General features: G+C 68.0%; 12 protein-coding genes. 4 read left to right on the top strand and 8 right to left on the bottom strand.

Annotation, left to right across the window (positions count from 1 at the left end; genetic code table 11):
- Positions 1-153 precede the first annotated feature (153 nt).
- Both HUA74_RS26120 and HUA74_RS26115 read left to right on the top strand, forming a co-directional pair.
- Positions 154-921, top strand: coding sequence for a hypothetical protein (locus HUA74_RS26120; protein ID WP_254625256.1), 768 nt, complete (start codon positions 154-156; stop codon positions 919-921).
- A 108-nt stretch (positions 922-1029) separates the two neighbouring features.
- Entirely contained in the window at positions 1030-1245 is a 216-nt protein-coding gene (locus HUA74_RS26115; RefSeq protein ID WP_141645327.1) for a DUF3185 family protein, read from the top strand.
- A 34-nt stretch (positions 1246-1279) separates the two neighbouring features.
- Here HUA74_RS26115 and HUA74_RS26110 read toward each other — a convergent pair whose 3' ends face one another.
- The 5 genes from HUA74_RS26110 to HUA74_RS26090 all read right to left on the bottom strand — a co-directional run bounded on the left by HUA74_RS26110 (position 1280) and on the right by HUA74_RS26090 (position 6757).
- Positions 1280-2560 carry an MgtC/SapB family protein gene (locus HUA74_RS26110; RefSeq protein ID WP_246137423.1) on the bottom strand — a complete coding sequence of 427 codons (1281 nt, stop codon included), beginning with the start codon at positions 2558-2560 and terminating at the stop codon, positions 1280-1282.
- A gap of 34 nt (positions 2561-2594) precedes the next feature.
- Positions 2595-3677: an aquaporin gene (locus HUA74_RS26105; RefSeq protein WP_174456716.1), complete on the bottom strand. Its 1083-nt coding sequence runs from the start codon at positions 3675-3677 to the stop codon at positions 2595-2597.
- Between the two features lie 160 nt (positions 3678-3837).
- A complete protein-coding gene (gene fghA, locus HUA74_RS26100; RefSeq protein ID WP_174456715.1) occupies positions 3838-4689 on the bottom strand; it encodes an S-formylglutathione hydrolase in 852 nt (283 codons plus the stop codon).
- Positions 4686-5798 carry an S-(hydroxymethyl)glutathione dehydrogenase/class III alcohol dehydrogenase gene (locus HUA74_RS26095; protein WP_141645331.1) on the bottom strand — a complete coding sequence of 371 codons (1113 nt, stop codon included), beginning with the start codon at positions 5796-5798 and terminating at the stop codon, positions 4686-4688. The genes fghA and HUA74_RS26095 overlap by 4 nt, the downstream gene beginning before the upstream one ends.
- 173 nt (positions 5799-5971) lie before the next feature.
- On the bottom strand, positions 5972-6757 hold the full coding sequence (locus HUA74_RS26090) for a tetratricopeptide repeat protein (protein WP_141645332.1): 786 nt from the start codon (positions 6755-6757) through the stop codon (positions 5972-5974).
- Between the two features lie 344 nt (positions 6758-7101).
- On the opposite strand from HUA74_RS26090, the gene HUA74_RS26085 reads away from it, so the two are divergent.
- Positions 7102-7848 (top strand): hypothetical protein, encoded by a 747-nt coding sequence (locus HUA74_RS26085; protein WP_174456714.1) that lies wholly within the window; start codon positions 7102-7104, stop codon positions 7846-7848.
- An 89-nt stretch (positions 7849-7937) separates the two neighbouring features.
- On the opposite strand, the gene HUA74_RS26080 is transcribed toward HUA74_RS26085, so the two are convergent.
- Entirely contained in the window at positions 7938-8243 is a 306-nt protein-coding gene (locus tag HUA74_RS26080; protein ID WP_174456713.1) for a hypothetical protein, read from the bottom strand.
- Between the two features lie 72 nt (positions 8244-8315).
- Between HUA74_RS26080 and HUA74_RS26075 the strand changes: the two genes are divergently transcribed.
- Entirely contained in the window at positions 8316-9224 is a 909-nt protein-coding gene (locus HUA74_RS26075) for a sigma-70 family RNA polymerase sigma factor (protein ID WP_174456712.1), read from the top strand.
- 51 nt (positions 9225-9275) lie between these two features.
- On the opposite strand, the gene HUA74_RS26070 is transcribed toward HUA74_RS26075, so the two are convergent.
- Positions 9276-9827 carry a hypothetical protein gene (locus HUA74_RS26070; protein ID WP_174456711.1) on the bottom strand — a complete coding sequence of 184 codons (552 nt, stop codon included), beginning with the start codon at positions 9825-9827 and terminating at the stop codon, positions 9276-9278.
- 11 nt (positions 9828-9838) lie between these two features.
- The gene (locus tag HUA74_RS26065; protein ID WP_174456710.1) at positions 9839-13117 is read right to left on the bottom strand and encodes a G8 domain-containing protein; all 3279 of its coding nucleotides are present in this window, start codon (positions 13115-13117) and stop codon (positions 9839-9841) included.
- Between the last annotated feature and the right edge of the window lie 116 nt (positions 13118-13233).

Below are 13233 nucleotides of genomic sequence, written 5' to 3'. Positions count from 1 at the left end.
TGTGAATTTTTCTCCAGGGACCTCGTCCTGAGCGTGCCCATGGACATTGACGGTCCATGGTCAGTCCTCCTGCACAGTCCCCCCGGAGATGACATGTATTCGCGCGCCCTTGTCTCAGCCCTGGTTGTCTTCGCTTTCGTCGGTTGTGCCGGAATGACAGTGACCACGACCTCGACGGGGCTCGACGGTAAGACCACCGTTCGCAGCTCGGACCCGGCGGAGCAGGCACGCATCGACGCGAAGGAGCGCGACAAGGAGGCCTACGCCAAGGCCATCGCCGAAGCACCTCGGCGTTCGCCCCACGACCCCATCCAGGTCGCCGTGTTCGAGACGACGGTCGCTGAAGCGCTCTCCAAGGCGCTCGACCGGAAGCAGCTCGACGAATCTCTCCGGCGCGAACTCTCCGCCGACCCCCTGTTGCGCATCGTGCCGGTGACGGGGCTGACTGGCAGCGCGGCGCGAATCGGTGCGTCGGATGAGGATCGCATCGCCGCCGCCCGTGAGAAGGGCATCTCTCCGGATGTGTGGGTCATGCCGCATGTCATGCTGGAGGACGCGGTGGGGTCGAGCGGCGGGAGGCTTGTCTCCGTGAAGGCCTTCACGCTTCTCAGTGGCGTGGTGTCCGCGTACGGGACTGGCGCGACGCAGTCCAAGGAGCAGGGGACGGTCTTCCAGAACGCGCAGGTGGTGAGGAACGCCGCGATGAGCATTCGTGCCGCCGTCGTGGGGGGACTCGGGCCGAACCTTCCCGACCACGAAGCAGTGGCTGCGCTGCAGGAGGAGCGTCGGCGGAAGGCGGCGGACACCATCGCGGAGCAGGCTGGAATCCTCCCCGAGGACGACACCGCGACCCGGATGAGGAAGCTCATGGACCTGGCGAAGCAGCCCAAGCAGCCGGCTCAGTCGTCCGCGCAGGAGTAGGCAGGCGACGCCGTTGGGGGACGCCCATCCCCACGGCCCTCATTTCCACCGGGCGCTCTCCTGGGGCGCTATAACGCTCTCGGTTCAACTCGAGGAGTCACCGTGGGAATGATTCGGCTCGTGGGAGTGATGCTCGCCGTCGCGGGCGGCGTGTTGCTGTGGACGGGACTGAATGCGCGCGAGTCGTTGACCGAGCGCGCGACGCAGGCCCTCACGGGCAAGTACAGCGAGAACACCACGCTGTACATCGCGGGCGGCGGCGCCGCGCTGGCGGGCGGCATCCTCCTCGCACTTCTCGGCGGCGGCTCGCGCAAGCGTCGTTAGCCGCGGACCGACCCGCTCGACTCGGCCCCAGGGCTCAGGGGAACAGCCCTCCGATTCGGGTCTGGACGAAGGCCCCGGCGAGGCCCAGGACGAACACCGTGCCGAGGGCCCATCCCAATCGCACCGTGAGCGCCCGCTGCCCCGCCACTCGTGCCACCACCACGAAGCTGACGGCGGCGCTCGCGAGTGACGCGATGGTGGCGCCGACTCCCGCGGTGGTCGGTGACAGCGACCCATGCGAACTCAGTGACGCGGCCGAGGCCACCGCCGAGGCGCTCGACACCAGTCCTCCCAGCGCGCTCACCGCATAGAAGCCCGCGTGGCCCAGGAGGCTTTGCCCCACCGTGCCCACGACCTGGAACAGCAGCAGCATCGCTCCGAACTTGAGCGCGGACGTGAGCGAGAAGGGACTCTCCAGGGGCAGCGACGGCACGGCGGCCGCGCTGCTCGGAGTCTTGCGGGCCCTCACCAGCGCGAGCCCGATGCTCGACAGCAGGATGAGCGTGAGCGGCACCACGGAGTTCACCAGCGCCCGATAGGACAGGATGCCGAGCAGTGCGGCATTGCGCATCGCCATCGCCGCCGTGGCCAGCATGACGCCTCGATACGCCACGTCCTGGAGCCGTCCGTCCGTCTCCTTCACGCGATGGGCCAGCTCCGTCACCGTGACGGTGCTGTTGACGAGCCCTCCCAGGAATCCCGTCACCTCCACGCCGCGCGTGCCGAAGAGCTTGAGCAACACGTAGTTCACGAACCCCATCGCCGCGATGAGGATGACCGTCACCCACGCCACGCGGGGCACGATGAGCCCCCATGGGTCGACGGGCGCGGTCGGCAACACCGGGTAGATGGCGAAGGCGAGGATGGCCAGCAGGATGGCGGAGCGCAGCTCCTCGGCGGTGATCTTGCTGCTGAAGCCCGCCAGTCGCTCCTTCCAGGTGAGCAGCCCCGCGCTCGTCACGGCCACCGCCGCGGGTGTCACCACATGCCCCAACCCACACAGCACTCCGGTGAAGCCGGTGACGAGGAGCGCGGCGGAGGTGGTCAGCTCCGCGCCCTCGTTCGCGCGCAGCGACTGCCAGTTCAGGAAGCCCACCAGCACACCCAGCAGGGCCACGGCGGTGATGGCGAACGGAGTGCCCAGCAGCCCGCCCATCGCCCCCAGCAGCGATGCGAAGCCGAAGGTACGCAAGCCGGCCTCCTTGCCACGCCACTCGCGCTCCAACCCCACGAACAGCCCCACGCCCAAGGCCAGCGTCAAGCGCATCAACGTCTCGAGCGGCGGCCAGGAGACGGCCGGCGGAAGTCCTTCCATCAAGGGTGAGCCTCTCCTTCGTCGAGCGAAGACTTCAAGTGGTGTGACGCGGTGCCTCGTGCGCCGCGTCGCCCACGGCGTGCAGTCGCGACCATCCGCGCTCGCGCAACAATCGCTGGATGGGCTCGCGCAGTGACGCTCGGAGTCGCTGCACCTCATCCGGAGTTCCATCTTCACTCACGGGCACCCGCCAGGAAGCGCCGCCTCCCGCCAATGGAGGCGCATCCTCACCGGCCAGGACCAGCCGCACCACGAGCGGCGGCGGTCCGTTCGCATCCCCGTCACACGCGGCGCCATCCACCGTGGCCCGGGCCCGGTCCTGGGCGGAGAGGCCATTGAAGACGGTGACGGCCTGCTCGGCCACGGTTGGACGCGAGCACTGGAAGACGACACACCAGGGCCTGTGCGCGGGCTTCTCCGCGGGCATCATCAACCAGCGGAAGAGCAGCACGGCGAGCGTGGCGCCCAGCATCTGCGCGGCGACGAAGGACTCGACATCCATCGCATGCAGGGCGCTGGCGCGGGTGCTCACGGCGCGCGCGAGGATGAGCGCGGGATTGGCCAGCGAGCGCGAGTCGGTGAACCAGACAGTGGCGGCGGCATAGCCCGCGACGACCAGGGGCGTGGCGGACGGACGGCTGCGCACGCACCCACGCACCACCACCAGCAGGCCGAACGTGGCGACCAGCTCCGTGAGGAACTGCGCGGAGCTGGCCGAAGGCGCACGCGTCGCGATGAGCAGGGGCTCCCCGCACATGAGGTGGGCGACCAGCCGTCCGACCAGGCCACCGCCGAGCTGCGCGAGCACGTAGCGCGGAACGTCCCGCCACGGCGTGCCGTCCTCCAGCGCATCCGCGAAGGTGAGGGCGGGATTGAAGTGCGCCCCGGACAACGGCTGGAGCACCAGCGTGAGGCAGGCGAGGACGACGCCCGCGGCCAGGGACATGAAGAGGCGCCCGTCGGTGGCGCTCACTCCCAGGTGCTCCGCGCCGTGGTGGGCTCCTTCGAGTGCCACCACGAGCAGCCCGCAGCCGAGCGCTTCGACCGCGAGCCTCCGGGGCCGGTTCAGGCGCCCCGTGCCGGACGGTGTCGTCGTGGATGGAAGTGCACCCGTCATCGCCCGGCCCTCCAGCGGATCTCCCACCCTATGCCTCGACGAAAGGGTCGTCAAAGGCGGGCGCGAGGGCCCGCGCGAAAGCCGACGAGTGGTCGGGCTTGCTCGCTCGCGGAGGGCCCGGACGTGTCCGTCACCGGGCCCCCGCGAGGTGTCCGCGAGGCTACGCGTTCAGCGCCGCGGCGTGGTGCCGCAGGTGGTCCTCCATGAACGTGGAGATGAAGTAGTAGCCGTGGTCATACCCGTCATGGATGCGCAGCGTGAGCGGCTGCCCCGTGGCATCGCAGGCCTCTTTCAGCAGCTCCGGCTTGAGCTGCTCCTGGAGGAACTTGTCGCCCGTGCCCTGGTCCACCAGCAGCGGAGGAAGCCGCGTCTTCGCGGAGCGGATCAGCTCCGTGGCGTCGTACTCGCGCCACGTGGCAGTGTCCTCGCCCAGGTAGCCCTTGAAGGCCTTCTGGCCCCACGGCACGCGCATGGGCGCGACGATGGGCGCGAAGGCGGACACGGAGCGGTATCGCCCCGGATTGCGCAGCGCGCACACCAGCGCGCCATGGCCGCCCATGGAGTGCCCGAAGATGCCCTCGCGGTCCTCCCGGGCGGGGAAGTGCTCGGCGATGAGCGCGGGCAGCTCCCGCGTGACGTACGTGCCCATGCGGTAGCGCGCGGACCAGGGCGCCTGGGTGGCGTCCAGGTAGAACCCCGCGCCCACGCCGAAGTCCCAGGACGCGTCCTCGCCGGGATAGCCCGCGCCTCGAGGACTGGTGTCGGGTGCCACCAGCATCACCCCCAGCTCGGAGGCCACGCGCTGCGCGCCTCCCTTGATGAGGAAGGTGTCCTCCGTGCACGTGAGGCCGGCGAGGTAGTAGAGCACCGGCACCTTGCGCTCCCGCGCCTGAGGCGGAACGAAGACGCCGAAGCGCATGTCACCCCCGCACGCCTCGGACACGTGCTTGTAGAAGCCGACGGTGCCGTCGAAGCAGCGGTGCTGGCTCAGCAGTGTGGGGGCCGCCGTCATGAGTACTTCACCACGCTGCGGATGGACTCGCCCCGGTGCATCAGGTCGAAGCCCTGGTTGATGTCCTCCAGCTTCAGCGTGTGGGTGATGAGGTCGTCGACGTTGATCTTCCCGTTCATGTACCAGTCGACAATCTGGGGCACGTCCGTGCGGCCCCGTGCGCCGCCGAACGCGCTGCCCTTCCACACGCGCCCGGTGACGAGCTGGAAGGGCCGCGTCTTGATCTCCTGCCCGGCGCCCGCCACGCCGATGACGATGCTCTCGCCCCAGCCCCGGTGGCAGCACTCGAGCGCCTGGCGCATCGTGTTCACGTTGCCGATGCACTCGAAGCTGTAGTCCGCGCCGCCATTCGTCAGGTTGACGAGGTAGGGCACCAGGTCCCCCTCGACTTCCTTCGGGTTGACGAAGTGGGTGAGGCCGAACTTCTCCGCCATGGCCTTGCGCGCGGGGTTGATGTCCACGCCGACAATCTGGTCCGCGCCCACCATGCGCGCGGCCTGCACCACGTTGAGCCCGATTCCGCCCAGTCCGAACACGACGACGCGCGCGCCCGCCTCCACCTTCGCCGTGTACACCACGGCGCCGATGCCCGTCGTCACGCCGCAGCCGATGTAGCAGACCTTGTCGAACGGGGCGTCCTCGCGAATCTTCGCGACGGCGATCTCCGGCAGCACCGTGTACTGCGCGAAGGTGGACGTGCCCATGTAGTGGTGCACGCTCTGCTTGCCCAACCGGAAGCGACTGGTGCCGTCCGGCATCAGGCCCTTGCCCTGCGTCGCGCGGATGGCCGTACACAGGTTCGTCTTGCGCGACAGGCACGACTTACATTGCCGACACTCCGGCGTGTACAGCGGGATGACGTGGTCGCCCTTGCGCACCGACGTCACGCCCGGCCCCACGTCCACCACCACTCCCGCGCCCTCGTGGCCGAGAATGGCGGGGAACAAGCCCTCCGGGTCCTGCCCGGAGAGCGTGAACTCGTCCGTGTGGCAGATGCCGGTGGCCTTCAGCTCGATGAGCACCTCTCCCGCCTTGGGCCCCTCGAGGTGAACCGTCTCGATGCTCAACGGCTTTCCCGCCTCGAGCGCCACCGCCGCGCGCACGTCCATACACGAGCCTCCCTGTGAAGTTTTGAGGGGCGCAGCGTAATGCGCACGGCGCCTTCGGGGCACGACGGAATCACCCCGTGACCTCCAGGAAACGCTTCTGCCTTCGAGAAAAAACGAAGGGCCTGGAACCGGTGCGCGGTTCCAGGCCCTGGAGCTTCAGGAAGGCGAGGGGACTACTGCGCGTTCGCCGCCTGGGCCTTGGTGGCCTTCTGCGCGTCGCTGAACTTCTTGGTCATGTCCGCGAACTGGCCCTGGAACTCGTCCATCCGCTTCTGGTGCTCGGCGGCGCGGGCGTTCGCCTCGGCGACGATGGCCGGGTCCTTCGCGTTCTCGGTGGCCTCCGACAGCGCCATCTCCTTCTGCTGCCGCTCGTATTCCATGAGGCGGCCCATCACCACGCGCTTGTTGAGGTACGTGTTGGCGGAGTTGGGGTTGAGGGCGATGACCTGGTCGTAATAGTTGAGCGACTTCTCCAGGTCGGCCTTGACGATGGGCGCCGCCATGGAGCGCGCACCGCCGCGCTGGGCGTAGATTTCAGCAATCCACCCGAGGGAGGCCTCGTCCTTCGGCTCGAGCTTCAGGGCCTCGTTGAAGTACTTCTCGGCCGCTTCCGTGGCGCCGCCCTGCATGTTCATGCTGGCGAGCGTCCGGTACGTCTCGGCCTTCTCGGCCGGCGTGGTCTTCATCTCGAGGATCTTCAGGACGGCCTCGCTGGCCTTGTCCATCTCCCCGAGCTGGAGGTGGGCGAACGCCTTCTTCTCCCAGACCTTCTCCTGCTTGGGGTCCGCCTGGAGTGACAGCGCGTAGGCCGCGGCGGCCTCCTTGTACTCCTTCTTGCTCAGGTGATCGCTGCCCTTGATGCGGTGTGGCTTGGCGAGGTCCTCCTCGCCTTTACAGGCCACCGTGCCGCCCAGGGCGAGAACTCCGAACACCAGACCGACTCGTGCCAGTCGCTTCATGTGTGTGAACCTTTCGAGCGGGCCTGAGGAGTCGACCCCGGCCCCCTTCATCCTGCTGTCCGCTCATCGTGTGGGACCCGGCCTCACGGGTCCGAAAGCCCGGCAAGCATACCTGAAGTCCTGGCTCTGGCACCCGGGCCAAGCGCGCCTGCCCTCCAAGCTTTCGGGCTCCCTCCGGCCCCCGGCACCTCGACCAGCGGCCACCTGGCTCGGTCACTCGGGGTACGGGTCTCGGCGAGTCACAGCCAGGGCGCGGCGCTCGCTGCGTATGAACCGCGACAAGGCGCGGCGTCCGCACCCCGGCCGGGGGAGCACGTGGGGCACCCGTCAGGGGGAGTCAGGCGATGTGGAGCAAGAGGTGGGTGGGAGTCCTGATGATGGGGCTGATGGTGGGCAATGGGGTCGCATGCAGCCCGTTGAGGCTCGCGGTCCCGGAGACGTTGGCGCGCGAGGCCCGTCCGGTCCCCATCGAGCGGCACCAGCGGTTCCTGGGCACGGGGGGCACTCTGTCCGCCGCTGGATACTCCGCGCTGTATGCCACCGATGCGGTCGAGTTCATGAGCGGCTCGCTGCGCAACGCCACCGCGTGCGAGCGGAAGTCGGCCTATCGCTTCACGCTGGCTTCAGGGGTGCCGTCATCCCGTCCGACGAAGGTGGAGTGCCAGGAGAAGATGACGGGCGTGCAGGCGGAGCTGGAGGCGTTGAAGGGGCAGTTCACCGTGGGCCGCGGCCAGAGCCGTGTCCTCTGCGAACTGGAAGGGGGCGGGCGAGTGGAGCTCACGCAGTCCGCGGAGCGCCAGAGAGCCATCACGGAGGCACCGGTCGTACGAGGGCAGTCGCAGGTGGGCGAGGTGCGCTTGAGTGTCCTGAGCGCCAGCCAGTCCCGGCACGGATTGCCGGTGTCCTATCTCGGCTTCCACCTGCTCCGCGATGAGCGGACGGTGGCCTCCGTGCAGGTGGTGAACCCCGCGACGCTGTGGATGGCAACGGACCTGTCGGCGGAGGAGCGCGATGCCGTGGTGCTCACCGCCTTTTCGCTGATGCTCCAGCGCGCGTGGACCCCGGAGGGTCCGCTGGACTGCGACGTGTAGTGTCTCGCGGAGTGTGGGTTCCGGAGTCCCGGCGATGGGTCCACCCTTGGACCCACGCCGGGGCATCCATCGGTCCGCCTCGAGTCTCGTTACGGGGCGCTGCCGTACGAGCCGATCCGCTCGACGGGTAGCGGCTTCGGCGGCTCACCCACGGCCCAGCGGGCCACGGTGGCTTGCAGCGCTCGGGCCGCCTCGATTCCAAACAACGGGTTCTCGATGCCTTCATCCAGGTCGAGCAGCGCGATGAACTCGGTGCTGCCCGCTCGATGAAAGTATGAATAGCGCAGGCCCTTGGGCTGCTGTGCCCTCACGGCCTCGAACGCGGCCTGGACCGCTCGAGTCACCTCTTCGACACCTTGTTCCGCCACCTGGTAACGCACCATCAGTACAGGCATGACCGGCTCCTTGTTCTCGCGTCGTTCATCGCGTCTCTCGCTATGATGAATGGGGCGGATGAAAGGTGACCGATGGCGAATCACTCCGAGTTGGCCGAGCAGTTCGACCGGTCCCGCCGCCACCTGCGGGCGGTCGCGTTTCGCATGCTCGGCTCCACGGACGAGGCGGACGACGCGGTGCAGGAGACCTGGCTTCGAGCCAGCCGCTTCGATGCCCGTGCCGTCGTCAACGTGGCGGGCTGGCTGACCACGATTGTCGCGCGGGTGTGCCTGGAGTCGCTGCGCTCGCGCCAGCGACGGGGTGAGGAGTTTCTCGACGTCGCTGAACTCGACCGGGTCATCGCCCACGATGCAGAGGCGCATCCGGAGGGTGACCTGGTGATGGCGGAGTCCGTCGGGCTCGCGCTGCTCGTGGTGCTCGACGCGTTGGGGCCCGCGGAACGCATCGCCTTCGTGCTGCATGATTTGTTCGGCGTGTCTTTCGAGGAGATCGCCGGGATTGTCGAGCGCTCCCCCGTCGCCGCGAAGAAGCTGGCGAGCCGTGCCCGTCAGCGGGTGCGGGGCACGCCCACGGTTTCCGCCGCCGAGCTCCGCGAGCAGCGAGAGGTCATCGACGCCTTCCTCGCCGCTTCACGCGCGGGGGACCTGGAGGCCCTCCTCGCCGTGCTGGCGCCGGACGTCGTGCGCCGTGCGGACCGTGCCGCGCTGCGAGGTGAGGAGGAGACCGAGGTTCGTGGCGCCCGCCGCGTCGCGGAGGAGACGCTCACCAACTCCGGCCGAGCGCGCTTCGCCCGACCCGTCTTCGTGAATGGCGCCCTGGGCATCGTCGTCGCGCCGCTTGGGCGGCCGCTGCTCGTCCTCGAAGTCGAACGCCGAGGCGACCGCGTCGCGGCGTTCAACGTCATCAGCGACCGGGCCCGTCTCCGTCAGCTTCGATTCTCCGTCGTCGACCCCGTCCCCACCCAGGCATCTCCCGCGTGAACCGCCCAGGTGGGTGAGCCCACCTTCCCCTTGAACCGGGAAGGCGGAGCGCTACGGCGCCGTCGCGCGAATCCAGTCGATGTCGAACGCGATGCCCGAGCCCGACACCGGGTCCAGGCGCAGGTCGGTGATGGTCCCATTCCAACCGGGGACGCCCTGCATGTTGAACGTGAGCGTCTGGTACGTGCCGCCGCCGGAGTGGCCCACGGTCGCCACGCGCGCGCCGGAGAACCCGGGTTGGGTGTCGGTGGCGAAGAACAACTGGACGCCGGTGGGCGCGAAGGACCGCATGTGGACCCGGAGCGTCGCCACTCGGCTGGCGTCGAAGTTGTAGTCGCTGTTGATGAGTATCGCGTCGGCGCTGCTGGAGGTTCCGGTCAACACGCCACCGCTCACCGCTTGTCCCGCGATGTTGGTGCCCACCCAGCCTTCGGTGTCACCCAGCGCGTTGAACTCCACGGAGAGGTCCGAGGCGTCGAAGGCGTGCCGGTTCGCGCCAATCTCCACGGAGTCCGGCATCCTGTCTCCGTCCGTGTCGAGCGGTGGAACCACGAAGTCCGTCATCCAGGAGATGATGAACCCCTGGTAGCTGTCCGTGGCCACCGCCTTGATGCTCAGGTCTCCGCCCGGCTGCAGGTAGTACCCCGAGGCGGTGGAGGCACGGAGCGCGGCGAGGGATTCGCGAGGGGGAAAGCTCCCCTGATTGGTAAAGTACGAGAGCCCCCCAGCTTTCCGAAGTCCTTGAAGTGGGCGATGTACGAGTCACCCGGGGTGGCGTCCACCATCTGCATCAGCACTGACTTGTTCGATGGAAGCGACTCGTAGGCATAGGTGTACTCATAGCCCTCGTTGACGATGACGGGCAGTTGATGCCATTCGCGGTAGCCGTCGACGTAGTAGACGTGCTCGGTGTTGGTCCCCGCCTTCCTGCGCGTGCAGGTGAGGTTGGGGCTCAGTTGCAGGTTCTCGTCGTAGTAGAGCAGGGAGAGCACGAACCGGTGGTCGCTCCGGTATGCGTACTCCCAGTTCGGCGGCTGGTACTCGTCTCCCACGAGCATGAACGGATGGTTGGACACGATGGCCGTGTTGGGCTTGCCGGTGATGCTCCCCGTGAGGTCCCGCAGCACGGTGGACCAGACGCGCGGGTGCTTGGGGTGCCCGGCGTGGGTGCCCGGCGTGGGTTTGCCCGTGGCGTCGCACAGCGTGCCTGATTCGTCGCAATAACGGATGCGGGGTGGCCCGGCGGGGGACATCGTGTTCCGGAGGAACGTGTGGTTGGGGTGCTTGATGGCCGCGCCCGTGTTCATGAGGAAGTTGGCGTTGGCCGCGGTCCACCCGACGAAGTGGGAGTCGCGGACCTGCCCCGCGCCGTCATAGACGCGGTAGGCGGTCCGCTCGCCGCTCACGAGGTTCTCCCCTGAGTCCGCCACGAACAGGCTCTGCTCGACGATGCTGTAGCTGGCCATCATGGTGCCGACGGTGTTGTCGACCATGATGTTGTTGCGGAAGACGAGGTTGTTGGTCGAACCCCCGGCGCCAATCCCCGTGTAGAGCGCCATCGCGTTCGCGTACCACGTGCCGTCCTCGATGAGGTGGAGGTCCGGGTTCAACCAGCCGTGGTTCGGCTCGATTTCATGGTCAGGGCTCAGCCTGTCGAAGATGTCGAACGCGCTCATGGTGCTGTGGGCGCTGTTGCCCTTGAACGAAATCAACGGGAGCGTCCGGACGGGCATGTCCTGGAATCGCGAATCCCCCGCGGACTGGCCCATGGGCTTGTCGGGGAACGCGAACCAGAACCCCGTGCCCTCGGTTCCCGCCGCGACGTTGTCCTCGAAGGTGTTCTGGGGATTGGTGATCCAATAGCTGGCCGGCGTGCGGTTCTGGACGGCGTTGAATTGGTTGTCGGAGGGGGTGACCTGCTCTCCGGGCGCGGGACGGCGGGTGAGCAGCGTCACGTTGCGCTTGATGACGTTGAAGCGCTCGCTGCCGTCTTCCAGGAACACGCCGTGGCCGATGTGGTCATGGAAGAAGTTGTTCTCCACCAGCGTGCTCTCGGTGCCGTGGATGGTGATGGCGCGGTTGTAGGAGTGGTGGATGCTGGAGTTCTTGAAGTACTGCCCGGCGCCCTCGGCGCCCAGCATGTGCCAGTGGAACGGGTAGCGCCCCAGCTTCGCCTTCTGGCCCATGTTGAAGAGCTCGACGCCGCTGATGAACGCGCGCGAGCTGCCCATGATCATCACGTGCCCGCCGAACCCGTTGGCCGCGGACGTGGAATCTCCCTGCACCTTGATGTTGTGAGTGAGCAGGCCCACCTGGGCGCGCAGGTCCGCGGTCCACGTGCGTGAGCCGTTGGAATAGGACTTCTGCACGCCGCTGTGTGCGTGGGAGAGCGGGCTCGTCAGGGTGAGCCGCGTGTTGGTTGCGTCGAGGGACTGGATGACGCGCTGCTCGGCCTCGTTCCAGTTCCGGGTGCTGGACACGACGACGATGACGTCGCCCTGCCGCCAGTTGACGGGCTGCTTCAGGACCAGGCTGTTGCTTCCCGCGCTCACATTCCCCTGGAGCTGCGTCCAGCTCACCCGTTCCTCACCGTGCAGCCGGACGGTGGCGTTGGTCATGGCGCCGAGGAACTTGTCGCCCATTCCCATCACGTCGAGCGTGGGCTCGGACGCGTTGAGCGTGATGACGGCGGTGCTGGGGTAGGGCGTCAGCTCCTGGCCCAGCTCGAACAGCGAGCCTGGGCCCATCACCATCACATACCGCGTGGTGAGGGACACGGGCCGGTTCTGGACGCCGAGCACCTCGCCGTTCACCACGACGGCCCCTAGAGTGAGCGTGCCCTGGAGGCTGACCGCGCTGCCGAGGCCCACGGTGGCGGTGTCGCTCGCCGTCGGCACCGCGCCGCCCCAGACGTAGGCATCATTCCAGTCGTGGACCATCTCCATCCGGAGGTCATCCACCAGCCCCGTGTGGTCTCCCGGAGACGTGTCCTCACCGAGCACACTCACCGTGACGGGCCCGGCGTTCAGCGCGAGCACCGTGGAGAGGTGCTCGGTGTACTGGATGCTCCCGAGGCGGAAGTGGCCGACCTCCGTGCCATTGACGGTGACGCGGACGTCCTTGGCCGGGGGCTGGGTCGGGTCATTCGCGCGCAAGGCGGCCCTCAGTCGGAAGCGGTAGTAGCCCGTGCGCGGAAGGGTGACGGCGGTGGTGGCCGTGGCCCCGCCTTGGAGGAAGAGGACCTGAGCGCCCTCGGGCGCGGCGGGATTGGCGACGGTGAAGGCGCTCCCGTTTCGTGCGAGGCCCGCGCCCGCGGTGAAGCTCCAGGGGCTTCCCGTGGGCGCATAGACAAAGCCGGGGCTGGTGGGGATGGCGGGCGATTCGAAGCCGCTGATGCTGATGTCCCTCACGCGCGACGCCCTGAAGTCATCCACGAAGGCGGTGTCCCCGCCCTGGGGTTTGAGCCCGCGCAGTTCGACGGTATGGGGCCCGGAGGTGAGCAGCACCGGTCCAGCCGTGAGCCGTTGGTACGTCGCGCCGACGGGGCTCACGGTCAGGATGGCCGTGCCGTCAACGAGCAACTGGACGCTCTGGGCGCTGGTCGGGTCGTTTCCACGCTGCGCGGTGGAGAAGCTGAAGACGTAGTAGCCCGCCGTGAAGTTGAACGCGCGTGACGCCGTTCCCGCGGCCTGGAGGACGAGCACCTGCGCGCCTTCGGGCGCATTGGGATTCCCAGACGTGAACGCCGTGGCGTTCCGGGAGAGGCCCGCGCCGCCTGCCAGCGTCCAGCCAGAGCCGGCGGGGGCGTAGGCGTACCCAGGTGAGGCGGGGAGGGCAGGCACCTCGAACGTTCCGTTGGGCACCGTGAACGCGGTCGCCGACGCGGAGCTCACGGCAGCGGCACTGGCTTCAAGCGCGAAACACAGCGTCAATGAGAGGAACAGTTTTTTCGGATAAAACCAGGATGTCCGCATGGGCGGATTTATGGCTGTCATCACGGGGCGTCGTC

This window comes from Myxococcus sp. CA051A, from assembly GCF_013336705.1.
GTDB classification, from domain to species: Bacteria; Myxococcota; Myxococcia; order Myxococcales; family Myxococcaceae; genus Myxococcus; species Myxococcus llanfairpwllgwyngyllgogerychwyrndrobwllllantysiliogogogochensis.
Note: the sequence above shows the minus strand (reverse complement) of the source record. Positions and strands in the feature narration are given on the sequence as shown.

Excerpts from the sequence above, each read along its gene's own strand:
- HUA74_RS26120 (WP_254625256.1), top strand. The coding sequence starts at position 154 with ATGACAGTGACCACGACCTCGACGGGGCTCGACGGTAAGACCACCGTT.
- HUA74_RS26115 (WP_141645327.1), top strand. The coding sequence starts at position 1,030 with ATGATTCGGCTCGTGGGAGTGATGCTCGCCGTCGCGGGCGGCGTGTTG.
- HUA74_RS26110 (WP_246137423.1), bottom strand. The coding sequence starts at position 2,560 with ATGGAAGGACTTCCGCCGGCCGTCTCCTGGCCGCCGCTCGAGACGTTG.
- HUA74_RS26105 (WP_174456716.1), bottom strand. The coding sequence starts at position 3,677 with ATGACGGGTGCACTTCCATCCACGACGACACCGTCCGGCACGGGGCGC.
- fghA (WP_174456715.1), bottom strand. The coding sequence starts at position 4,689 with ATGACGGCGGCCCCCACACTGCTGAGCCAGCACCGCTGCTTCGACGGC.
- HUA74_RS26095 (WP_141645331.1), bottom strand. The coding sequence starts at position 5,798 with ATGGACGTGCGCGCGGCGGTGGCGCTCGAGGCGGGAAAGCCGTTGAGC.
- HUA74_RS26090 (WP_141645332.1), bottom strand. The coding sequence starts at position 6,757 with ATGAAGCGACTGGCACGAGTCGGTCTGGTGTTCGGAGTTCTCGCCCTG.
- HUA74_RS26085 (WP_174456714.1), top strand. The coding sequence starts at position 7,102 with ATGTGGAGCAAGAGGTGGGTGGGAGTCCTGATGATGGGGCTGATGGTG.
- HUA74_RS26080 (WP_174456713.1), bottom strand. The coding sequence starts at position 8,243 with ATGCCTGTACTGATGGTGCGTTACCAGGTGGCGGAACAAGGTGTCGAA.
- HUA74_RS26075 (WP_174456712.1), top strand. The coding sequence starts at position 8,316 with ATGGCGAATCACTCCGAGTTGGCCGAGCAGTTCGACCGGTCCCGCCGC.